Origin of the sequence: Rhizobium anhuiense (assembly GCF_003985145.1) — a bacterium.
Classification (GTDB): Bacteria; Pseudomonadota; Alphaproteobacteria; order Rhizobiales; family Rhizobiaceae; genus Rhizobium; species Rhizobium anhuiense.
This window is the reverse complement of record NZ_ML133550.1, coordinates 1-22470: the sequence shown is the minus strand read 5'-3', so window position 1 is coordinate 22470 and position 22470 is coordinate 1. Positions and strand designations below refer to the sequence as shown.

Annotated in this window: 16 protein-coding genes; 6 read left to right on the top strand and 10 right to left on the bottom strand. The window is 62.2% G+C overall.

The window, feature by feature from the left end; translation table 11 throughout:
* Positions 1-63: 63 nt before the first annotated feature.
* Positions 64-3036: a bifunctional [glutamine synthetase] adenylyltransferase/[glutamine synthetase]-adenylyl-L-tyrosine phosphorylase gene (locus EEQ99_RS34060; RefSeq protein WP_127431924.1), complete on the top strand. Its 2973-nt coding sequence runs from the start codon at positions 64-66 to the stop codon at positions 3034-3036.
* Between the two features lie 103 nt (positions 3037-3139).
* Complete coding sequence (locus EEQ99_RS34055; RefSeq protein ID WP_127431923.1) at positions 3140-3790, top strand: glutathione S-transferase family protein; 651 nt, start codon at positions 3140-3142, stop codon at positions 3788-3790.
* A 25-nt stretch (positions 3791-3815) separates the two neighbouring features.
* Here the strand turns inward: EEQ99_RS34055 and EEQ99_RS34050 are convergent, their stop codons facing one another.
* From EEQ99_RS34050 to EEQ99_RS35435, 3 genes are all read right to left on the bottom strand, one after another.
* The gene (locus EEQ99_RS34050; protein WP_025570257.1) at positions 3816-6125 is read right to left on the bottom strand and encodes a PAS domain-containing sensor histidine kinase; all 2310 of its coding nucleotides are present in this window, start codon (positions 6123-6125) and stop codon (positions 3816-3818) included.
* A 192-nt stretch (positions 6126-6317) separates the two neighbouring features.
* Positions 6318-8966: an aminopeptidase N gene (gene pepN, locus EEQ99_RS34045; protein WP_127431922.1), complete on the bottom strand. Its 2649-nt coding sequence runs from the start codon at positions 8964-8966 to the stop codon at positions 6318-6320.
* A 188-nt stretch (positions 8967-9154) separates the two neighbouring features.
* Positions 9155-10261, bottom strand: a complete 1107-nt coding sequence (locus EEQ99_RS35435; protein ID WP_063474872.1) for a methyl-accepting chemotaxis protein — start codon at positions 10259-10261, stop codon at positions 9155-9157.
* A gap of 341 nt (positions 10262-10602) precedes the next feature.
* On the opposite strand from EEQ99_RS35435, the gene EEQ99_RS34030 reads away from it, so the two are divergent.
* Together EEQ99_RS34030 and EEQ99_RS34025 are read left to right on the top strand one after the other, a co-directional pair.
* On the top strand, positions 10603-11541 hold the full coding sequence (locus tag EEQ99_RS34030) for a DMT family transporter (protein WP_097545380.1): 939 nt from the start codon (positions 10603-10605) through the stop codon (positions 11539-11541).
* Positions 11542-11786: 245 nt separating this feature from the next.
* Positions 11787-12659, top strand: coding sequence for a hypothetical protein (locus tag EEQ99_RS34025; protein ID WP_127431921.1), 873 nt, complete (start codon positions 11787-11789; stop codon positions 12657-12659).
* On the opposite strand, the gene EEQ99_RS34845 is transcribed toward EEQ99_RS34025, so the two are convergent.
* The 6 genes from EEQ99_RS34845 to EEQ99_RS34000 all read right to left on the bottom strand — a co-directional run bounded on the left by EEQ99_RS34845 (position 12660) and on the right by EEQ99_RS34000 (position 20119).
* Entirely contained in the window at positions 12660-12818 is a 159-nt protein-coding gene (locus EEQ99_RS34845; protein ID WP_164736006.1) for a hypothetical protein, read from the bottom strand.
* 94 nt (positions 12819-12912) lie between these two features.
* A complete protein-coding gene (locus EEQ99_RS34020; RefSeq protein WP_047616129.1) occupies positions 12913-13104 on the bottom strand; it encodes a hypothetical protein in 192 nt (63 codons plus the stop codon).
* A gap of 132 nt (positions 13105-13236) precedes the next feature.
* The gene (locus EEQ99_RS34015; RefSeq protein ID WP_097545377.1) at positions 13237-14127 is read right to left on the bottom strand and encodes a uracil-DNA glycosylase; all 891 of its coding nucleotides are present in this window, start codon (positions 14125-14127) and stop codon (positions 13237-13239) included.
* 68 nt (positions 14128-14195) lie between these two features.
* Entirely contained in the window at positions 14196-15488 is a 1293-nt protein-coding gene (locus EEQ99_RS34010; RefSeq protein WP_127431920.1) for an Hsp70 family protein, read from the bottom strand.
* Between the two features lie 216 nt (positions 15489-15704).
* Positions 15705-18821 carry an efflux RND transporter permease subunit gene (locus EEQ99_RS34005; RefSeq protein ID WP_127431919.1) on the bottom strand — a complete coding sequence of 1039 codons (3117 nt, stop codon included), beginning with the start codon at positions 18819-18821 and terminating at the stop codon, positions 15705-15707.
* Positions 18818-20119: an efflux RND transporter periplasmic adaptor subunit gene (locus EEQ99_RS34000; RefSeq protein WP_127431918.1), complete on the bottom strand. Its 1302-nt coding sequence runs from the start codon at positions 20117-20119 to the stop codon at positions 18818-18820. Before EEQ99_RS34000 ends, EEQ99_RS34005 begins: the two co-directional genes overlap by 4 nt.
* Positions 20120-20414: 295 nt before the next feature.
* On the opposite strand from EEQ99_RS34000, the gene EEQ99_RS33995 reads away from it, so the two are divergent.
* Entirely contained in the window at positions 20415-21293 is an 879-nt protein-coding gene (locus EEQ99_RS33995) for a phosphotransferase family protein (RefSeq protein ID WP_063474868.1), read from the top strand.
* A gap of 10 nt (positions 21294-21303) precedes the next feature.
* On the opposite strand, the gene EEQ99_RS33990 is transcribed toward EEQ99_RS33995, so the two are convergent.
* Positions 21304-22092 carry an SDR family oxidoreductase gene (locus EEQ99_RS33990; RefSeq protein ID WP_127431917.1) on the bottom strand — a complete coding sequence of 263 codons (789 nt, stop codon included), beginning with the start codon at positions 22090-22092 and terminating at the stop codon, positions 21304-21306.
* Between the two features lie 251 nt (positions 22093-22343).
* Between EEQ99_RS33990 and EEQ99_RS33985 the strand changes: the two genes are divergently transcribed.
* Positions 22344-22470 (top strand): FAD-dependent oxidoreductase (locus tag EEQ99_RS33985; protein WP_127431916.1); only part of this gene is annotated, 127 nt, incomplete at its 3' end.

Below are 22470 nucleotides of genomic sequence, written 5' to 3'. Positions count from 1 at the left end.
ATTGAAGGCGCGGACTGCGATTCTGCGTCGTCGTTTCCTGAGGTGCCAAAGCAGGGAGAGCGCATGCTGACGAAATCGACGCATGGCCTGAAGGATGTCGCCGAAGGGCTGCTGCGTCCGCTGAACCAGACGGAATTGAAGTTGGCGCTGGCCGACCTTCAAGAGGCCGGCAAAAGCGAGCCGTCGGTGGCGACGATGCTGAAGACGGAAGGGCCGCTTCGCGATTTCATTGCGGCGGTGCTGACGCTGTCGCCCTACCTGCGCGAAATCGCCAATCTCGACCCCGCCATCCTCGCCGGCGCCGTCACCGAGCCGCTGGAGCCGCAGATCGAGGCGCTGGTCGCCGAGGCCAGGGGGTGCTGGCGACCGGACGGCGAGGGGGCAGCACCCGCCGAATCCGTGGTGATGAGCAGACTGCGCATCATCAAGCGCAAGGTGGCCTTCCTCGTCGCGCTCGCCGATCTCTCGCGCATCTTCGACGGCCGGGCGACGACGGCCTGGCTGAGCGAGCTTGCCGAGGCTTCGGTCGCTGCTGCCATCGACCATCTGCTGCTTGCTGCGCATGAGGGCGGGAAGCTGCGGCTGCGGGATCCGGCGGCACCGAGCAACGGCTCAGGGCTGATCGTGCTCGGCATGGGCAAACTCGGCGCATCCGAACTCAACTATTCCTCCGATATCGACCTCGTCGTCTTCTTCGACGAAGAAGCAGGCGTGGTACCCGACCCGGATGACGCGATCGAGGTCTTCCCGAGAATGATGCGCCGGCTGGTGCGCATCCTGCAGGAGCGCACGGCCGACGGCTACGTCTTCCGCACCGATCTCAGACTGCGCCCCGATCCCGGCTCGACGCCGCTGGCGATCCCGGTCGATGCGGCGATGATCTATTACGAGGGCAGGGGCCAGAACTGGGAGCGGGCAGCCTTCATCAAGGCGCGCGCGGTTGCCGGCGACTTGGCGGCGGGCGGCGATTTCCTGCGCGGACTCGCCCCTTTCGTCTTCCGCAAATATCTCGATTACGCGGCGATCGCCGATATCCATTCGATCAAGCGGCAAATCCACGCGCATAAGGGCCACGGCGCGATCGCGGTCAAGGGCCACAATGTCAAGCTCGGCCGCGGCGGCATTCGCGAAATCGAATTCTTCGTCCAGACCCAGCAGCTGATCGCCGGCGGCCGCATGCCGGCCTTGCGCGGCCGGGCGACGGAAGAAACGCTCTGTGAACTCACCAAGGCGAAATGGATCGACGCGGAAACCCGTGACGAACTGACGGAGGCCTACTGGTTCCTGCGCGATGTCGAGCACCGCATCCAGATGGTGCGCGACGAGCAGACCCATCTGCTGCCGGAGACGGATGCCGACCTGAAGCGCATCGCCTTCATGATGGGGTTCACCGACACGCCGAGCTTCTCCGAACGGCTGGTCGGCGTGCTGAAAACGGTCGAGCGGCGTTATGCCCACCTGTTCGAGCAGGAGAGCAGGCTTTCCACCGACACCGGAAACCTGGTCTTCACCGGCCAGGGCGACGACCCCGATACGCTGGAGACGCTGAAGAAACTCGGTTTCACCAGGCCGTCCGACATTTCCCGCATCATCCGCACCTGGCATTATGGCCGCTACCGCGCGACGCAATCGGTGGAAGCGCGCGAAAGGCTGACGGAATTGGCGCCGGAGCTCTTGCGGGTCTTCGGCGAAAGCAAGCGCGCCGACGAGGCGCTGCTGCGCTTCGACAGCTTCATCTCGGGCCTTCCCTCCGGCATCCAGCTTTTCTCGCTGCTCGGCAGCAATCCGGCGCTCTTGTCGCTGATCGTCAACATCATGTCCTCGGCCCCCCGGCTTGCCGAGGTGATCGCCGCCAAGCCGCATGTCTTCGACGGCATGCTCGACCCCGGCCTGATGGCCGAACTGCCGACCCGCGATTATCTCGGCGAACGGCTGAAGGGCTCGCTCGCCCAGGCGCGCCACTATGAGGAGGTACTCGACCGGCTGCGCATTTTTGCCGCCGAGCAGCGTTTCCTGATCGGCATCCGCCTGCTGACCGGCGCGATCAACGGTGCGATGGCCGCACGCGCCTTCACCCATCTGGCCGATCTCATCATCGCGGCGGCACTCGATGCCGTGGTGAGCGAAATGCGGGCCGCCCATGGCGATTATCCCGGCGGCCGCATCGCGATCGCCGGCATGGGCAAACTCGGCAGTTTCGAGCTGACGGCCGGTTCCGACATCGACCTGATCCTGCTCTATGATTACGACGATGCGGCCTCTGAATCCGATGGACCGAAGCCGCTCGACGCGACGCGTTATTTCACCCGCATCACCCAGAGGCTGATCGCCGCCTTCTCGGCGCCCACCGCAGAAGGTGTGCTCTATGAGGTGGACATGCGGCTGCGCCCGTCCGGCAACAAGGGGCCGGTCGCCACCCGCATCAATGCTTTCGGCAAGTACCAGCGCGAGGAGGCATGGACCTGGGAGCATATGGCGCTCAGCCGCGCCCGACTGATCTGCGGCAATGAAAGCCTGATCGCCGAAGCCGAGCATATCGTCCAGGAGGTGTTGTCGGCCGATCGCGACGTTGCCAAGGTGGCGCATGACGTCGCCGAGATGCGCGAAATGGTCGACAAGGAAAAGCCGCCATCCGGCCCGTGGGATCTGAAGCTCATCCCCGGCGGCGTCATCGATCTCGAATTCATCGCCCAATATCTGGCGCTGATTGCGCCGACCAGAGGCGTCGGCATTGCCGTGAACGGGATGAGTACCGGCGAGGCCCTGAAGGTGCTCGGCGACCGGCTGATGGCGACAGCCGATCTCGACACATGCCTTGAGGCCTTCGCGCTTTATACCGGCCTCTCGCAACTGATCCGCCTGTCCATTGACGGTCCGTTCGATCCGAAGGAGGCGCCGTCGGGTCTCGTCGAACTCGTCTGCCGCGCCGGCGACTGCCCTGACATCAAGACCCTGGAAGCCGAGGTAAAGCGGCTTTCGAAAGCGGTTCGGAAAATATTCCAGAATGTCGTGAAGCCCGGTAATTCAGGCGCATGATTTCACATCAGCTGGAATGACCGCGAGGATTATCTCGAATATGGGCTGTCGGAATCTCGTTTAGCCGGTCGTCTTCAAGGCAGGCACGCTCGGGAGAACACCAATGACGATTACCATTACCGCCTTTGAACACTCGCCCGATCGCGGCAAGGGGCTGGCGCGTGACATGCGCGTTCGCTGGGCACTCGAGGAAGTGGGGCTGCCTTACGACATTCGCCTTGTTTCGTTCAAGGCGATGAGAGAACCCGCGCATCTCAGACTTCAACCGTTCGGACAGATTCCGACCTATGAGGAAGGCGATCTCGCGCTGTTCGAGTCCGGAGCAATCGTCTTCCATATCGCCGAGCGTCATGCGGGCCTGCTGCCGGAGGATGCGAATGCCCGGGCGCGCGCGATCGCATGGATGTTTGCCGCGCTCAACACCATAGAGCCGTCGATCTTCGACCGCGCTCTCGCCAGAATCCTGGAGCGCGACGAGCCTTGGTATGAGCAGCGCCTGCATGCCCTCGAGGTCAGCATCCGGAAACGGCTGGACGATCTTTCCCGTCGCCTTGGCGATGCCGACTGGCTGGACGGCGCCTTCAGCGCCGGTGATCTTCTGATGGTGACGGTGCTGCTCAGGCTGAAGGGATCGGATATATTGGACGATCATCCGAACCTCTCCGCCTATGTCGCCCGCGGCGAAGCGCGGCCTGCATACAAGCGTGCTTTCGCCGCTCAGTTGGCGGTTTTCACCGCCGCATCGGCCGGCTGACAACGGTCGGATTTTGACGTGGCCTTTAAATATCGTCGGGGATGCGCAGCGAGATCACGGTGCCCACAGCTTCGCGTGAGCGGATTTTCATGCGGCCGCCATGCAGCGAGGTCAGCGAGCGGGAGATGGCGAGCCCGAGGCCGGAGCCGCCCTTGCTCTTGGCATACTGGCTCTGCACCTGTTCGAAGGGCTGGCCGATTTTTGCCAGCGCCGAGCGGGGAATGCCGATGCCGGTGTCGGCGATGGTGACGAGGACGGCGCCGTCGACGCGGCGGGTGCGCACCGCGACGCGGCCGCCATTGTCGGTGAATTTCACCGCATTGGAGAGCAGGTTGAGCAGCACCTGTTTCATTGCCCGGCGGTCGGCCATCAGCGTCAGGCCGGAGCAGATGCGTTGTTCGATGACGATGTTCTTTTCGGCCGCGGGCATGGCGGTGAAGCGCAGGCTTTCCTCGATCAGCGGCACGAGGTCGATGCGCTCGCGGTGCAGCCGGAGGTGGCCGGCCTCGATCTTCGACATGTCGAGAATGTCGTTGATGACGTTGAGCAGATGTTTGCCGCTGTCATGGATATCGCGGGCATATTCGTCGTATTTCAGCGAGCCGAGCGGCCCGAACATCTGGTTCTGCAGGATTTCCGAGAAGCCGAGGATGGCGTTGAGCGGCGTGCGCAGCTCATGCGACATATTGGCAAGGAATTCCGATTTCGCCTGGTTGGCAGCCTCGGCGCGTTCCTTCTCCGCCTGATAGTTGGCGTTGGCCGTCGAAAGCTCGGATTTCTGGATCTCCAGCGTCTGGCGCGAGGCCGAGAGATCGCCGATCGTCGCCATCAGCCGGCGTTCGGATTCGCGCAGCCGCTCCTGATGGCGCTTCATCAGCGTGATGTCGGTTCCGACCGAGACCCTGCCGCCATCGCGGGTGCGCCGCTCGTTGATCTGCAGCCAGCGCTCGTCGGCAAGCTGCACTTCCGTTGTGCGCGAATAGCCCGAACCGTCGGCATCGGCGATCCGCCGCTCGATGACGGGACGGGCGGCGGCGGCATTGACCACCGAGCGCTCGGTGCCGGGCACCAGCACACTGTCCGGCAAGCCATAGGCCTGCTGGAAATGCGTGTTGCACATGACGAGGCGATCGTTCTTGTCCCAGAGCACGAAGGCTTCCGAGGTGCATTCGATGGCGTCGGCCAGGCGCTGGTCGGCTTCTGCGTAGCGCTGGGCGAGCCGATGCTGTTCGGTCACGTCCATGGCGATGCCGATCAGGTGCATGCGGCCGGAATTGCTGCGGATCACCTGGGCGCGGGCGCGCATCCAGACATAATGGCCGCCTGCGTGGCGCATGCGGAAGATCTGATCGACCTGGCCGGAATCACCCTTGGCGATGGCGCGGGCGATCTCGTAGAGCCCGCCGTCATCGGGATGCATCAGCCGCGCGGCTTCGCCGAAGCCCATCGTCTTGTCGGAACCCGGCAGGCCGAGCATGTCGTACATCGACCGCGACCAGAAGAATTCGCGATTCTCGAAATCGAAATCCCAGAGGCCGCAGCGACCGCGCGACAGCGCCGTCTCGACGCGCAGGTTCGATTCCAGGAAGATGTCGTCGGCATCGCGGGCGCGCTTCACCTGCGTGTAATAGGCGTAGAGGATGACCAGCAGGATCGAGGAGATGCCGGCAAACAGCGTGACGTTGAGCGCCAATTGCTCGCGCCACAGCCGGCCGATCTCGTCGAGCGAGGTGGCAGCGACGATATAACCGCCGGCATTGCCCATCAGCGTGATCTCGGCATAGTGCGGCACGCCGCCGATCGTCGTTTCGATGACGCCGGCGCGATCGCCGAAACGCCGGATCGCCGAGACCTCGGGGAAGAAATCGCCCACATTGCTGCCCACATGCGAAAGCCCGGCGGTGGTCGAGGCAAAAACCTTGCCGCTTGCCTGGACGAGCAGCACGAAGGCGCCGTTGTCCAGCCGGTCCTGCGGCAGGAATTTGGCAAGCCGGGCCTGCGCTTGGCCGACGTCGCCGCTATCGAAGATGTCGGCTGCATCGGCAAACACGGCAGAGGCGGTTGCCGCCGAAAGGGCCGTGGCATGGCGGGCCGAGGACTCCAGCCGTCCATATTCGCTCATCATACCGAAGAAATGCGAGGCGGCGACGACGGAGAGGAAAGCGACGATCAGCGCCGGAATGGCCCGCTTCAGCACGAGCTCGGCTTTCGGCAGATGCCGAAGCAGCGGTTCCGATGTCGCGCGGCCTGAAAGGCTGTCTCGCCAGGCTTTCAGCCCGTCAAAATCGACACGCAGCCGTCCTTCGGCCACGGTTGCCCGTCGCACGTCCATCATCTCTTCGCCTTGTCCCTCGTGTGATTCGCGCGCCGCTCGCTCGAACCTGACTTAGAGAATCATGGGTGATTCGCCTTGTCCAGAGGCAAAGGTAAAAATCCGTTAACTCTTTATAATTTTGTGCTTTTCAGGCGATTCGAACCGATCGGCGACCGGCCGCCGAGTTTTCGTCGGCGGCCAGCCGAATCAAAATTACCCCTTAAGCGTGCGCTCGACGATATCGCGCACGTCGGTCGAAAGATCGGCCGACTGCGCGATCTCGGTCAGCGCCGAGCGGGCGTGATCGGCCCGCACCGGTTCCAGCGAGCGCCAGGAGCGCATCGAGGTGAGAATGCGGGCGGCAAGCTGCGGGTTGCGCTCGTCGATATCGAGAATCTGGCCGGCGAGGAAGCGATAGCCTTCGCCGTCGGCGCGGCCGAAACCGGTCGGATTGGTAAAGGCGAAGGTGCCGACCAGCGAACGCACCCGGTTCGGATTGGTCCGCTTGAACAGCGGGTCGTCCATCAGGGCGAGGACCCGCTCCAGGGTTTTTGCGCCGGGAATGCCGGCCTGGATCGCGAACCATTTGTCGATGACCAGCGCATTGTCCGTGAAGCGGTCGCGGAAACGTGCCAGCGCCTCGCTGGTCTCCGCGCTGTCAGGGAAACGATGGGCGAGGATCGTCAGCGCATGGCTGAGATCGGTCATGTTGTTGGCCGCATCGAAGGCGGCCTTGGCGCGGGCCGGAGTCTGTTCGGCATGCGAGAGGTAGGTGAGGGCGGTATTGCGCAGCGCCCGCAGGCCGGCGCTTTTCGCATCCGGGCTGAAATCGCCTGACGTCGTCATCGCCGCGTAAAGGCCGGCAAAGACGTCCTTTCCGGCATCGGCGATCTGGTTCAGGATCGCCTGCCGGCCGGCATGGATGGCATCGGGATCGTTGTTGCCGCCGAGTTCGCGGGCGATATCGGATTCGCTCGGCAGAGCCAGCGCCTGGGCGCGGAAGGCAGGTTCGAGGCTCTCGTCGGCCGCTGCCGCAATCAGCGCCTCGACGAAAGTCGCCTCGCAGACGACTGGCTTGCCCTCGCGGGCGTCGCGCGCCGCTTTCAGGAGGTTCGGCAGCGCCAGATCGGTCAGCGCCTGCCAGCGAGCGAAATGATCGGTCTCATGGCGGGCGAGACGGGCGAGGTCGGCCGGGCTCTGATCGAAATGGAGGTTGATCGGCGCCGAGAAGCTGCGGTTGATCGAAACGACCGGCCGCGAGCCAACACCATGGAATACCGCCGTCTGGGTGCGGCCGGTGAGATGCAGCACCTCGCCGGCATATTCCGCACCGTCGACCGCGGTCGGTTCGATCTTGCCGCCGTTTTCGCCAAACAGCGCCAGGCTGAGCGGAATATGCATCGGCTCCTTGCTCGGCTGGCCGGGCGTTGCCGGGATCATCTGTTCGAGCGACAGGGAGAAGCTGCCGGCTGCCGCATCATAGCTGCCCGATGCGGTGACGAGCGGCGTGCCGGCCTGATGGTACCAGAGCGAGAATTGCGTGAGATCGCGCCCGCTCGCATCCTCGAAGCATTTGACGAAATCCTCGATCGTCACCGCCTGGCCGTCATGGCGGTCGAAGTAGAGATCCATTCCCTTCTTGAAGCCGTCCTTGCCGAGCAAAGTCGCGATCATGCGCGTGACTTCGCTGCCCTTTTCATAGACGGTCGTCGTGTAGAAATTGTTGATCTCGCGATATTTCGTCGGCCGCACCGGATGAGCGAGCGGGCCGCTATCTTCCGGGAACTGCTCCGATTTGAGATGGCGCACTTCGGCAATGCGCTTAACCGGGCGCGAGCGCTGGTCGGACGAGAATTCGTGGTCGCGATAGACCGTCAGCCCTTCCTTGAGGCACAGCTGGAACCAGTCGCGGCAGGTGATGCGGTTGCCGGTCCAGTTGTGGAAATATTCATGCGCGATGATCGCCTCGATATTGGCATAGTCGGCATCGGTCGCGGTCTCGGGATCGGCAAGCACGTATTTGGCGTTGAAGACGTTGAGGCCCTTGTTCTCCATTGCCCCCATGTTGAAGTCGGAGACGGCGACGATCATGAAGATGTCGAGGTCGTATTCACGTCCGAACCGCTCTTCGTCCCACTTCATCGAACGTTTCAGCGCGTCCATGGCATAGGCCGCGCGCGGCTCCTTGCCGTGCTCGACATAGATCTTCAGCACCACCTCGCGGCCGGACATGGTGGTGAACGTGTCTTCGACGACGCCGAGATCGCCGGCGACGAGGGCGAAGAGATAGCTCGGCTTCGGATGCGGGTCGAACCAGGCGGCGAAATGTTTGCCGGGGCCGTAGCCGGCGCCGCCGAGGAAGTTGCCGTTCGACAGCAGCAGCGGGTTGGCGTCCTTGTCGGCGATGATGTTGACGGTGAACGGCGCCAGCACGTCGGGCCGGTCGGGGAAATAGGTGATGCGGCGGAAACCCTCCGCCTCGCATTGCGTGCAGTAGATGCCGCCGGTGCGGTAAAGGCCCATCAGCTGGGTATTGGCTTCGGGGTTGATGATCGTGGTGATCGTCAGTTCGAAGGGCGCGCTCTCCGGCAGGTCGCGCACCGTCAGGCTTTCCGGTGTTGCGTCGTAGCGCGAAGGCTCCAGCTCCACCTGGTCGAACAGCAGTCCCGACAGAGCCAGCTCATCGCCGTCGAGGACGATCGGCGCTTTGAGATCGGCGCCCGGGCGACGATGAAAGATCAGTCGCGCCTCGACCTTTGTCTCCGTCGGGTCGAGCTCGAAAGTGAGGTCCACGCGTTCCAGCACGAAGTCGGTGGGACGGTAATCTGCCAGATGAATGACCTGGCCGGTATCTGTTCGCATGGTGTTTCCTGAAGACCGTTATTAGACAACCGCGGAATACAGAGGCGGGCGCACTCTGCCATAAATTTTGCCGGGCATGATTACATTAAAGTCTGAACTAAAGTTAAAGCAAATTGCCCGCGAACGCGAAGTTCGCGGGCAAAATACCTTGTTGGGGCTGATGAACGTGGTCGCCAGGGGGAGGGACTCTACTTAAGATTGAGCGCAGCCTTGATTGTCGCGTCGTTTTCGGTCTGCTGCACGACGACGCCGTACCAGCCGAGCCCGTCATAATCCTCATAGCCGAGCGTACGCGCGAAGGCGACGATCGAACCGTTATTGTCGTAGTAGCTGCCTTTTGCCTGGCCGGACGGGTTGGCGAGCGCGAAATGGGAAAACAGCAAGGCAGGATTGGTGGTGGCGATGACCCGGCTCTTGCCGTCGAGCAGCATGACCGTCGTTCTTTCCGCCAGCTGCGGCGGCAGGTTCGCCTCTTTCTCGACGATCGCCTGGCCCTGGTTCTGCCAGTCGAAATAGACGCCGAGCGTGCCGATCAGCCGTCCGTCGAGCTTGCCTTCTTCGCGGATGCCTGTGGCATAGACGAGCGCATGCCTGTTGTCGTGCAGCGGGCTCGCTTTGACCTCGTCGACAATGTAGGCGTCGCCGGAAGCGCAGCCCGATGCGGCGCGGAACCACGGATCGCCGGCCAGGCTCGTGCCGGCGATCTTGCGCTGGAACTTGGGATTGGCCGATGCGATCACCTTGCCCGAGAGATCGGTCATGACGAGATCGAGATAGACGGTGTAGAAGCGGTTGATGGCGCCGAGACGCTCCGCCGCAAAGGCGACGATTTCCCGGTCCGGGTTGTGCAGCGCCTGCCAGAGCGCCGGGTCCGTCGCCCACCATCGCACATCGGCCGTGCGCTCGAAGAGATTGCGGACAATGAGCTGCACCAGCGTCTGCGCCAGATCGGTGAGGCGAACGCCTTCCATCTCCTCGACCAGCGAATCCGCCATGGCGCGGCTGAGGCCGATGCGGCCGAGCACGTTGTTCTCGAACCGGCCGGTAATGTCGGTTGCGATCTGCGCCAGCCGCTGCACCTCGTTGGCAACGACGGCAAAGCCCTTTCCGGTCTCGCCGGCGCGTGCCGCCTCGATCAACGCATTGATCGCCAGCAGCTTGATCTGCTTGACGATATGCGTGTTGTCGGCGCTGAAGCGCTCGAGGTCGGTGCTGATGCCGTCGGTGACGACGCGCATCGAGCGCGGAGTCGCATTCTGCGACTGGGCAATGGTTTCGGCGCTAAGCGGCTTCATCAAAATGATCCTGGCAGGAACGGGCAATTGTTTGTGGCGAAGAAAATTTCGGGATAAGCCACAAACGATGCTTGCCTATGGTTTTCAATTGGTTAACGCCGAGCGGTCAGCGGTGAACATTTTAGGGTGAAACGGCTCAAGACAGAAAGATTTAAGGGCGGTGGCGCGGTTGAGGCACGGTTGCGCCTGTGGCCGAACGCGATTTTATGATTCTCATGCGTGGCTTGCGGTTTTTTCGCCCATCGGGATTTTCTTTCGCTACGATGGCAGATGTCATCCATTGCGTTCCCGAGTCGAACGCGTCTCCCCATTCCGCTTAAGTCGATATAAGAGCCAGGATCATGCACTCGGTTCTCAGAAACCCGATGAGAGGCATTGCGCTGAAAGTCTCGTCGGTCGTGGTCTTCCTGGCCATGCAGACCTTCATCAAGCTGGCCGGCTCAGACATCCCGCCGGGTCAGGTCACCTTCTGCAGGTCCTTCTTCGCGCTCTTTCCGATCATGGCCTACCTCGCCTATATTGGACAGTTGCGCGCCGCCTTCTACACGTCCAATCCGATCGGTCACCTCAAGCGCGGCACGATCGGCATCATGTCGATGGCTTTCGGTTTCTATGGCCTGCTGCATCTGCCGCTGCCGGAGGCGATTGCGCTCGGCTACGCCCTGCCGCTCGTCGCCGTCGTCTTCGCTGCGGTTTTTCTCGGCGAGACCGTGCGTATCTATCGCTGGAGTGCCGTCCTAGTCGGCATCGTCGGCGTCGCCATCATCTCCTGGCCGAAACTCACACTGTTTCGCAACGGCGGCATGGAAGCGGAACAGGCCGTCGGCGCGCTCTGCGTGCTGCTCTCGGCCGTTCTCGGCGGCATGGCGATGATCCAGGTGCGCCGCCTCGTCGAGGAGGAGAAAACGGCAACGATCGTGCTGTATTTCTCGATCACCGCATCGGTCTTCTCGCTGGCTTCTCTTCCGTTCGGCTGGCTCCTCCTGCCGTGGCCTTCGGCGCTCTACCTGATCGCCGCCGGCTTTTGCGGCGGTGTCGCGCAGATCCTGCTGACGGAAAGTTACCGCCATGCCGACGTCTCCACCATCGCGCCGTTCGAATATACCTCGATCCTGCTCGGCGGCATCGTCGCCTATTTCGTCTTCGGCGATGTGCCGAGTGTGACCATGCTGATCGGCACCGCTATCGTCATCGGTGCCGGCATCTTCATCATCTATCGCGAGCATCAGCTCGGCATCGAACAGAGAGAGGCGCGCAAGGCCTCGACGCCGCAAGCCTGACACCCGCAAGCACATGATATCGAAGGTTTTAACGCGGGGATTGTCCACGCTTGATGCTTGCTCTCAAAGCATGAAAAGAATGGTGAATTCTTGGGATACCACCGGCCTGCGGAATGTGATTGTTGAAGATGAGAGAGTATCATTTATTCCAAGCTGTGCATGTTTGAATGGCCGCTGATGCCGGAGGAGCTCTCGGTGTCGTTGCTCCGAACGCTGGCCTGCGAGCGGAGGTGGAGAAAAGCATAATGACATTCACAGCGGCGCAATTGGCGGGGAACCCTTCCTTTCTGATGAGCATCCGCTTTTTGGCTGGGCAGATGCGCGGCATGTTCGATGCCGGTCCGCGTTTGGCGCGACTGCTCGCCTCGCATCAGCGCTGGCTTCTGACCCAGACGGCCTATGCCCTCAACCTGGAATATGATCCGCGCGACCCGACGTCGGGTTTCACCGCCGTCCGGCTGACAGGACGCATCACCGGGCACAAGGTGGCGAGCCGCAACACCGTGCTCGCCTTCATCGAAGAGCTCTTTACCTACCGCTTCATTGTCCACACGCCCGGCGACGAGCGGCGGCGGCCACGTCATTTCGAGCCGGCCGATGTCAGCCATCAGGCGATGTTTGCCTGGATTCTCGGCAATCTCGCTGCGCTCGACCTGCTCGACGGCGGTCAAAGGGCAGTCTTTTTCCAGGCAAACCCATCCTTGATGCGGCTCGTTCAGCCGCGCATCGCCCGCCATTGCCTGGAAGATGCCGCCTGGCGCGAGCCGCCGGAGCAGGTGGCACTGTTCCTTTGGACGGAAGCCGGCGGCCTCGTCGTCGACAACTTCATCGCCCGGATGGATATAGAAAGCCGCGAGCCGGACAGGTTTTCCGTCGGCCGCGTCGAAACCCGGGCGCTCGCTGCCGATTTCATGATGTCGCGCACCCATCTGCAGCGTGTGCTGGCAAAGGCGGCGCAGCGCGGCTGCGTCGGTTGGTATGACGAGCCGCGCAAGACGCACCTTTGGATATCGCGGGATTTCGTCGAGGAATATTGCGCCTGGCAGTCGGTCAAGTTCGCCTATGTCGACGAAGCTTTCGAATGGGCGAAAGCCCAGATCGAGGATATGGCCGTCTGATCAGAGAACGATCGCCGCAGCGCCTGCGCCAATACGCTCGCCGCCATCAGCCGGCTTGACGGAAAGCTCCCGCTCATATTCCCGCGCGGCGCAGACGGCGACGCGGATATGCTCGAAGGTTTCGATGTTGCGCAAAAGCGATATCAGGATCGTCGACATTGGCGTTACTCTTGATACGAAAGGGCGGCAATTCAAGGTTCGACAGCGTCCTTTGCGCCTCCGAAGACGCGCAGCGGCTGTCGGCGGCTGCCGCTCAATATTGCTGGAAGTCCGAGAAAATCGCGTCGGGGCGCGCCGTGCGGCTGTTGATGCCGGTGCCGCGGGCAATCATCTGTTCGTTCGTGGCAAAGCCGTAACGGCTGTAGCCCTGAGTGGAGCGAACATGGTCGCCGGCGAGGCGAAGGGTTTCAAACCCGCAGTGGATAGGACGAAAACGCTTGTTCATGGCCTTGGTTCCTGTGATTCCTCCCAAGACACATCTTCATATTGCGATGCAGCATTGATTTCGCAATGCGTCACGGCGGGATGCAGCCATGCGAAGGGTGCATGACTTGATTCATAAAATATTCAACATTGACTAATTTCTAAGCAAAGAGAGGGACTTAAGCTTTGCTTGAAAGGCCAGCAGGTCGTTCCAGGCCAGCCGCTTGTTGACAGGTGCGGTTAATAGATCCTGCGGATGCAGGCTGGCTATGGCAGGAATGACACAGTCCGCAACCGCAATCTCCTTCCAACGGCCGCGCAGGCCGTGAATCGTGTCGTTTTCGCCGAAGAAGAAACGCGCCGAAAAATTGCCGAGCAGCAGGATCGCCTTGGGTTCGGCAAGCGCGATCTGCCGTTCGATGAACGGGCGGCATATGTCCATTTCCGCCGCCGACGGCGCACGATTGCCAGGTGGCCGCCAGGGGATGACCTGCGTCAGCAGAACGGTCGAGCGCGTCAGCCCGATCGCCGCCAGCATCTTGTCGAACAGTTGGCCGGATTTTCCCGAGAAAGGCGCACCTTCGCGATCGTCTTCGGCGCTCGGCGCCGAGCCGATCACCATGATCCCGCTTTCGACATCGCCGCTGGCAAAAATCGTCGAGCGGGCGCTGTGCTTGAGATTGCAGCCGTTGAAGGCTTCGATCGCGGTCTTGAGCTCTGCGAGCGATCGCGCAGTTTCGGCGACGAAACGCGCCTGCTGCACCGCCTCGCCATCCGGAATGGCAGGCTGCGGGCCGGACGCTGCGCGTTCGGCAGGCGCCGGGCGCGCCGCTGCATTCGGACGCGGCGGTGTCTGGCGTTCGCCGGCGGGCGGCTGTTGCTGCTGCGCCTGTGTCGCCGCCGGGCGGCGGGCGGCCTTCATCGCCTCGAACTCGGCGAAGCGGTCGATCGCCTCTTCTTCCAGCAGCCATTCCACGCCGGCATCCGCATGGAAATGCAGAAGTGCCGCAAGCTCGGCGGGGGAAAGGTCGTTGGCGGAGATCATGCGACAGGTTTAGCGGAGAGACAGTGGCATTGAAAGGGCAGGCGACGGATTGCAGGCCCTTGTCAGTGCTATTGCACAGTCCATTGCCCGATGTCGTCGCGTTCGCCGATCAGCGCCAGGCCATGGGCGATCGACAACAGCTCGCCGCCGCTTTCGATCCGGTCGCGCTCGAAGCGTTCGGTGAAGATGCGGCGCACCGCCGGTACGAAGGAGGTACCGCCGGTCAGGAACACCTTGTCGATCTCCGAGGGCTTCGTCTCGGTCTTCTCGAGCACGTCGTCGAGTGCACCTTCGATGCGGGCGAGATCCTCGGCGATCCAGCCCTCGAAGTCGCTGCGCTTGATGCTGCGACGCCCGCCGCGACCGAGCGGTGCGAAATCGAAAGGCGCCTCTTCCGAGGCCGAGAGCGCCATCTTCGTCGCCGACACCGCCTGATAGAGCGGATAGCCCTCGTCATGGTCGATGAGGTCGATGAAGATTTCGAGCTTTTCCGGTTCCAGGCTGGTGCGCACCAGCTTCTTCAGATCCTCGAATTCGCGCGTGGTCTTGAAGATCGACAGCTGGTTCCAGCGGCCGAAGCTGGAATAGTAGTTGGACGGCACTTCGAGAATCTTGTCGAAGCTCTTGAAATGGCTGCCCTTGCCGATCAGCGGCGCGACGATGTTGTCGATCATCCTGTAGTCGAAATGGTCGCCGGCGACGCCGACGCCGGAATGGCCGATCGGCGTTGCCGTCAGCTTGCCGGCAACGGTCTCGAAGCGGATCAGCGAATAGTCGGTCGTGCCCCCGCCGAAATCGGCGACCAGCACGGTGGCGTCCTGCTTCAGGTTCTGCGCGAAGTAGAAGGCGGCGGCGACCGGCTCGTAGACATAGTGGATTTCTGGGAAGCCGAAGCGCGACAGCGCCTCGTTGTAGCGCTCGGTTGCCAGGGCCGGATCGGGGCTGGCGCCGGCAAAATGCACCGGACGGCCGGTGACGATGCGGCTGACGTCAGAAGGCCAGTTGTCGCCGGCATAGTTGCGCAGGCGCCTGATAAAGATCTCCATCAGATCTTCGAAATTATGCCGCTTGGCGAAGATCAGCGTGCCCTGGAACAGGGCGCTCGCCGCAAAGGTCTTGATCGATTGCAGGAAGCGGCATTCGCCGGGATTGTCGATGAACTGCCGGATCGCCGCATGGCCCGCCTCCACCTTCAGCGCTGATGCGCCGAGCTGTGCATCCTTCATGAAGGAAAGCGCCGTGCGCATGCTGTCGGCCGTGCCTTCCGTGCTCGTGAACGCCATCGAGCGCGTCGCCCCGCCATCCGCCAGGGCGAGAACCGTATTCGTCGTGCCGAAGTCGAAACCCAGCGCCTGAGCCATGCCCGCACCTCTTCATGTCGATTGTTATTGGAGACGGAGCTTTACTCCGCAAGGGCGAACGAACGCCCGGATCAAGGAGGGCGGGTGATGCCACAGAGGCGTGACACATTCAAGAGGAGTGGAAGTTGATGTGATCGCGGCGCACTTCCTCTCCCGGTTGGAAGAAGAAGTGCGCCGCAAGGGCTGATCGGCAACGCCGAACTCAGAGGGCCGTCATCACTCGGCAGCCATCGCCCTTACCTCCTGCACCTTCGGCTCCTCGACCTTCTTCTGGCCCATCAGCCGGCCGAGGTAGTTTCCGAAGCGGTCCATCTCGACGAAGATGACGGGGGTGATGAACAGGGTCAGCATCTGCGAGACAACAAGGCCGCCGACGACGGCGATGCCGAGAGGCTGGCGCAGCTCCGAGCTTGCGCCGGTGCCGAGCGCGATCGGCAGGGCGCCGAGCAGGGCGCAGAAGGTCGTCATCATGATCGGTCGGAAGCGTCGCACGCAGGCCTCGTGGATCGCCGCTGTCGCCTTTTCTCCGGTCGTGCGCATGGTCTCCACCGCCACGTCGATCATCATGATCGCGTTCTTCTTGACGATGCCGATCAGCATCAACAGGCCGATAAGGGCGATGATCGACAGGTCGAAGCCCATGATCTTCAGAGCCAGCAGCGCACCGAAGGCGGCGGCCGGCAGGCCGGAGAGGATGGTGAGCGGATGGATGAAGCTTTCATAGAGCACGCCGAGCACGACATAGATTGTCAGAATGGCCGCCAGGATCAGATAGGGCGTATTGCCCTGCGACTGCTCGAAGATCTCAGCCGTGCCGCCATAGGAGGTGAAGACGTCGGCCGGCGTGGCGATGTCCTTCTTGATCTGATCGATCGCCGCCGTCGCATCGCTGAGCGAGACGCCTTCCGGCAGGTTGAAGGAAACGGTGGTCGAGACCAACTGGCCCGTCTGGTTGATGGTGACCGGGCCGGTGGTGCGCTGGACATGCGCGAAGTTCGAAAGCGGTACCAAGCTGCCATTGGACGAGGCGACACGGATCTCCGAGAGCTTCTGGTCGTCCCAGGGTTTGCTGGTGTCGTATTCGACGATCACGTCGTAGCTGTCGCCGGTCGACTGGATTTCCGCCGCTGAATAGCCGCTGAAGGATTCCTGCAGCGTCGTGCGCAGCGTGTCGTTGTCGATACCGTAGGCTGCTGCCCGCTCGGTATCGATGACGATATTGGCCTGCAGCGCGTTGTTCTGGGCGTCCGACGTCACGTCGGTGAACAGCCGGTCCTTGCGCATCGCCGCCTGGATCTTGCCGGCCCAGAGGTTGGTCTGATCGGCACTCAGCGCCTGCACCACCAGCTGATACTGGCTGGCGGTCTGGCGGCCGCCAAAGCGCAGGCTCTGGTTCGGCGTCACGAAGGCCTGCAGGCCAGGGATCTTGTTGATCGCCGTGCGCAGTTCGCGCAGCGTCTGGTCAAGCGGCGGGCGCTCTTTCTTGTCCTTGAGTTCGACGAACATCGAGCCGTTGTTCTGCGGTTTGTTCGGGTTGCCGCCGATCGTCGACATCACGTGGTTGACCGCCGGGTTGGCCTTGACGGCCGCTGCCGCCTGCTGCTGCAGCGCCTCCATTGCGGAATAGGAAATATCCTGGCGGGCCTGCGTGCTGATCGTCAGGCGGCCGATATCTTCCTGCGGAAAGAAGCTCGTCGGCAGCGTCATGAAGAAATAGACCGTCAGCGCCACCGAGCCGAGGAAAATCCCGAGGATGGTCAGGCGATGTCGAAGGCACCAGCCGACCGCCCGGTCATAGCCGTTGAGCGTCCGCTCGAAGCCGGCATCGAAGATGCGGATGAGCAGCGGCGGGCGGCTATGATTGTTGGAGAGACGCGAGCCGAGCATGGGTGTCACGGTCAGCGAGACGATGGCCGACGAGATGATGGCGATGGCGACCACCATGCCGAATTCGTTGAACACGCGGCCGACGACGCCGCCCATCAGCAGGATCGGGATGAAGACGGCGATGAGCGAAACCGACATGGAAATGATGGTGTAGCTGACTTCGCCCGCCCCCTTGATCGCCGCTTCCCGCACCGGCATGCCTTCCTCGACATGGCGCAGAATGTTCTCGAGCATGACGATCGCGTCGTCCACCACCAGCCCCACCGCGAGCGTCAACCCCAGGAGCGAAATGTTGTCGATGCTGTAGCCGAGCACATACATCATGCCGAAGGTAGAGATCAGCGACAGCGGAACGGCAAGTCCCGGAATGATCGTTGCCGTGGCGTGGCCGGTGAAGAGGTAGATGACGAGAACGACGAGACCGATCGTCAGGAGCAGCGTGAACTTCACGTCGGCAATGGCGGCGCGAATGGGTTTTGCCGCGTCGTTCATGACGACGGTATTGACCGAAGGCGGAATTTCGGCGTGAAGCTGCGGCAGCTTGGCGTTGATCGCATCGACGACATCGACCGTGTTGGCATCCGGCTGACGCTGGATGGCGAGGATGATGCCGCGCTGGCCATCATACCAGCTGCCGGTATACTGGTTCTCGACGCTGTCCTGCACATCGGCGATGTCGCCAAGGTGGATCGGCGCGCCGTTCGGATTGGCAATGACCAGCGAGCGGAACTGTTCGGCGTTAATGCGCTGCGTATTCGCCGTAATGGTCATGCTCTGCGAATTGTTCTGCAGCGTTCCCACGGGCTGCTGGCTGTTGGCGGCAGCAAGCGCCTTGTTGACGGTGTCGATGCCGATGCCGCGGGTCAAAAGCTTGTTGGGGTCGACCTCGACGCGCACGGCGTAGGTCTGGGCGCCATAGACGCTGACCTGGGCAACGCCGGGAAGCGTGGAAAGCGATGGCGAGATGATGTCCTCGGCGATCTCGTCGAGCTTGCTGCGCGGCATGGTGTTGCTCTGCACCGAGAGCAACATGACCGGCGCATCGGCCGGGTTCGTCTTGCGATAGCTCGGCGGCGTCGTCAGGTTGTCGGGCAGTTGCCGGGTCGCATGCGAGATTGCCGCCTGCACGTCGGCTGCGGCCGCGTCGATATCGCGGTTGAGGTCGAACTGCAGCACGATGCTGGTGCTGCCGAGCGAACTGGAGGCGCTGATTTCGCTGATCCCGGGAATGGTCTCGAACTGCTTGATCAGCGGCGTCGCAACCGACGTCGCCATCGTCTGCGGCGAGGCGCCGCTCAACTGCGCAGAAACGTTGATGGTGGGAAAGTCGACCTGCGGCAGGGCCGCGACCGGCACGAGTTGATAACCGGCAAGGCCGGCCAGAATGACGCCGACGGCAAGCAGCGTCGTCGCGACAGGGCGCTGGATACAGAAATTGGGGATCATTGCTGAGCTCCGACCGTGATCGTCTCGGACTGCTGCTGCCGAGGCTCTTCGGCGGAGGCGACATCAAGCGTCTTTTCGTCGAACTGCTCGTTGATCGCCTGCTGGTCGCTCAACTGGCCCTGGCCCTCGACGACAACATGGTCGCCGGCCCGAAGGCCGGATTCGATGGCAGTGAAGCCGCCATTTGCGCGGGCGATGGTGACGGGGGTCAGATGCGATTTGCCGTCCTTGGCGACGAAGGCGAAGAAGCCCTCGGGACCGGGGCTGACGGCAACCGTCGGCACCACCACCTGCTGTTCGTCGTTGTTGAAATGCACCACGATGTTGACCGACTGGCCGGGCCAGAGAGCGCCGGAAGCATTCTCGAATTTCGCCTTGGCGAGGATCGTGCCCGATGCCGTGTCGACCGTGTTGTCGTAGAAGCTGATCTCGCCCTTCCTGACCTGGCCCTTGGTGGAACTGGGGGCGGTGCTGACCTCGACCGGACCGGCTGCCAGAGCTTTCTTCAGCTCACGCAGATAGCGCTCCTGCAGGTGGAATTTCACATAGATCGGATCGTATTTCGCGATGGTGACGATTGCCGAGCCGGCATTGAGGAAGGCGCCCTTGCTGATGGCGATATCGCCGAGCCGGCCGTCGAAGGGAGCGCGGATGTCGGTGTTCTCGAGGATGATCTGATCGGAGGCAAGCGAGGCCTTGTCGGCATCGACGGTGGCCGCGGCGGTGTCGCGGGCGGCGACCGCCTGGTCGAGGCTCTGCTGGGTGCCGGCCTTCTGGTTGAAGAGATCCTGCGCGCGCGTCAATGCGGTCTCGGATTCCGACAGGGTGGCCGTGTCGCGCACGATCATCGCATTGTCCTTGTCGACAGCCGCCTTGGCCGTCCGGTCGTCCAGCTTGGCGATCAGGTCGCCGGCTTTGACGGTCGCTCCATCCTGCGCATTGATGCTGACGATCAGGCCCTGTTCCTGGGCGGCGATGGTCGTATTGTCGTCGGCATCGGCCCAGCCCGAAGCGGTCACATCCGTCGGCAGCGTCGTTTTCACCGCTGCGACTGTTTTGACGACGGTCGGGCCACCACCGCCGCGTCTGCGCCCACCGCCCTGATGTTGCCCACCGTTCTGCGCTTGATCGGTTTGCGCCTGATCGGCCTGCTGCCCGCCGCCATTGCCGGCTGCCGGCTGCTTGATGAACTGCGAGAGGTAGGGGATGCGGGAGGCATAAGGGATCAGATTCCCGAATTGCCAGACGCCGACGGCGGCAACTGCGATAACGCTGACGGTGATCCAAAATTTCTTCATGGGCGAGACCGGTCTTTGGGCAAGGTTGCGGGGGCAAGGTTGCGAATTTTATGCTCTGATTGAGCCGCTTATATTGCGGCGCAAAAAAGACATAATTCCCGGAGCGCGATCACTAAGTGGTTATAACGGCTTAAATTTTTGTAATGAATATTCCGTAATATTCAAACTATACTAATATAGATCCAGTGTAACCCGATGGCCGATGCGCAGGCGGTTTGCCCGGCGATAATGTCGATCTGCATGCCGTCCGTTGCGCGGGAAGAACACGGGAAAAAACCAAAGAAGGCAGGTCGTCATGACTGAGTTGGATGCCAGCGAGTTTCGCTCTCTCATCACAAGTGTGTTTCCTGAACTCACGGCCTCCGTCTTCAAGCTGGCGGCGAAGGGCTGGGATTCGATGGCGGTCGACGTCGATGACACGCTGATCTTCAAGTTTCCCCGCAATCTCGGCGCGGAAAGAGCGCTTCAGAAGGAAGCCGCCTTGCTCGACATCGTTCGTCCGTCGCTGTCGATGGCGGTTCCAGACATGCGCATTCATGACGGGCCGCCGATCTTCTCCAGCCATGCCAAGCTCGACGGCGAACATCTCATTGCCGAAGATTACGACGCGCTTCGCGAAGGCGATCGTCAGCACCTCGCAGAAGATCTCGCCCGTTTTTACGCCGAGTTGCACGTGCTCGATGCCGATCGGCTGCGCTCGGCCGGTGCCGGCCCCATTCAGCCATGGCAATCGCCGGAGGCGGTGCGAACGAGGGCCTTGCCGCTGCTGCCGCCGGACATCAAGAGCTTTGCCCAGGCCATCATTTCCGATTTCGAAGCCTTGCCGCCCGATCCTTTTGGCAGCATCTACGGCTTCTTCGACGGTCATGGCTGGAACATGGCCTTCGACCATAGGCAAAAGCGGCTGAACGGCATTTATGATTTTGCCGATTCAGGCTTTGGCCCGTTGCACCAGGAATTCATCTATTCGAACTTCATCTCGCCCGATCTGACCGCCCGCATCGTATCGGCATATGAAATGCTGACCGGACGCAGGCTCGACCGGCGGCGCATTGCGATCCTGACGGGTTTCCATCGCCTTTCCGAACTCGCCGAACTGGCGGACGATCCGGCGAACGTCGAACAGATGATCCGAAGTGTGGCCACATGGGCGGCGGCCGCCCGCGTCGGCTGAGAGGCGATGGTCAGACGGACCGTGCCGCGCCGCCGTCGCAGCGGATGAGCGAGCCGGTGATGTAGCTTGCCGGCTGGCTGCACAGGAAGGCAGCCGTTGCGGCAAATTCCTCCACCTTGCCGTAGCGGCCGACCGGAATGCGCGCTTCCTTGTCGGCGCGGATTTCCTCGAGGCTCTTGCCCGTTCGCTTAGCCGCAGCCCCGTCGAGATCGTCGAGCCGGGCCGTCAGGATGCTGCCCGGTAGCAGCAGGTTGGTGGTGATGCCGAAGCCTGCGACTTCGGAGGCAAGCGTCTTGCTCCAGCCGGCAAGGGCCGGGCGCAGCGTATTCGACAGCGCCAGATTGGCGATCGGTTCGATCACGCCGGATGAGGCAACCGTCAGGATGCGGCCCCAGCCCTGCGCCTTCATGCCGGGCAGCAGCGCGTTGGTGAGCGTGATTACGCGGGCGACCATGGAGAAGAAATAGGTCTCGAGCTTTTCGCCCGTCATCTCCTCCGTCGTGCCCGGCGTCGGTCCGCCGGTATTGTTGACGAGGATATCGAGCCCGCCGAACTTTTCCTTCACCGCCGTCGTTGCCATCTCGACGAAGCGTTCGTCGCCGAGATCGGCCCAGATCCAGTCGGCCCGGCCTTTGCCTTCGCTGTTGATCGCCTTGCAATTGGCTTCCAGCTGTTCGCCGCTGCGCCCGCAGAGCAGCACGTTCGCGCCTTCCCGCGCCAGCGCCACGGCGACGCCGAGGCCGAGGCCGCGCGAGGAGGCGAGGACAAGCGCCCGTTTGCCTGTGATGCCGAGATCCATGATATCCTCCGATATTTTTCCAGCGATGTATAAGGCGCAAGCGGCGGAAAAGGAAAGGGGATGTCGCCGGGTTGGTGGCGTTTGATAATTGACGTTGACGTAAACGTTATATAATTGTGACTGACGAGGCATATCATTGTGCGAATTGGAAGATTGGCTGTCGTATCCCGGCTCGACAATGCTTTCTCGTTTTGACAAGAAAGTGCCATGACGGGGATGACGGCCGCGTGCGGCCAAGCGGAGACGAGTGAATGACCGAGACGACTGATCTGCCCGAACGCGAGAGCATGGAATTCGACGTTGTGATCGTCGGCGCCGGTCCGGCCGGTCTTGCGGCGGCGATCCGGCTGAAGCAGGTCAATCCGGACCTCTCGGTCG

Excerpts from the sequence above, each read along its gene's own strand:
- EEQ99_RS34000 (WP_127431918.1), bottom strand. The coding sequence starts at position 20,119 with ATGAAGAAATTTTGGATCACCGTCAGCGTTATCGCAGTTGCCGCCGTC.
- EEQ99_RS34055 (WP_127431923.1), top strand. The coding sequence starts at position 3,140 with ATGACGATTACCATTACCGCCTTTGAACACTCGCCCGATCGCGGCAAG.
- EEQ99_RS34030 (WP_097545380.1), top strand. The coding sequence starts at position 10,603 with ATGCACTCGGTTCTCAGAAACCCGATGAGAGGCATTGCGCTGAAAGTC.
- EEQ99_RS34050 (WP_025570257.1), bottom strand. The coding sequence starts at position 6,125 with ATGATGGACGTGCGACGGGCAACCGTGGCCGAAGGACGGCTGCGTGTC.
- pepN (WP_127431922.1), bottom strand. The coding sequence starts at position 8,966 with ATGCGAACAGATACCGGCCAGGTCATTCATCTGGCAGATTACCGTCCC.
- EEQ99_RS33995 (WP_063474868.1), top strand. The coding sequence starts at position 20,415 with ATGACTGAGTTGGATGCCAGCGAGTTTCGCTCTCTCATCACAAGTGTG.
- EEQ99_RS34060 (WP_127431924.1), top strand. The coding sequence starts at position 64 with ATGCTGACGAAATCGACGCATGGCCTGAAGGATGTCGCCGAAGGGCTG.
- EEQ99_RS34845 (WP_164736006.1), bottom strand. The coding sequence starts at position 12,818 with ATGTCGACGATCCTGATATCGCTTTTGCGCAACATCGAAACCTTCGAG.
- EEQ99_RS34015 (WP_097545377.1), bottom strand. The coding sequence starts at position 14,127 with ATGATCTCCGCCAACGACCTTTCCCCCGCCGAGCTTGCGGCACTTCTG.
- EEQ99_RS35435 (WP_063474872.1), bottom strand. The coding sequence starts at position 10,261 with ATGAAGCCGCTTAGCGCCGAAACCATTGCCCAGTCGCAGAATGCGACT.
- EEQ99_RS34010 (WP_127431920.1), bottom strand. The coding sequence starts at position 15,488 with ATGGCTCAGGCGCTGGGTTTCGACTTCGGCACGACGAATACGGTTCTC.
- EEQ99_RS34020 (WP_047616129.1), bottom strand. The coding sequence starts at position 13,104 with ATGAACAAGCGTTTTCGTCCTATCCACTGCGGGTTTGAAACCCTTCGC.
- EEQ99_RS34005 (WP_127431919.1), bottom strand. The coding sequence starts at position 18,821 with ATGATCCCCAATTTCTGTATCCAGCGCCCTGTCGCGACGACGCTGCTT.
- EEQ99_RS33990 (WP_127431917.1), bottom strand. The coding sequence starts at position 22,092 with ATGGATCTCGGCATCACAGGCAAACGGGCGCTTGTCCTCGCCTCCTCG.
- EEQ99_RS34025 (WP_127431921.1), top strand. The coding sequence starts at position 11,787 with ATGACATTCACAGCGGCGCAATTGGCGGGGAACCCTTCCTTTCTGATG.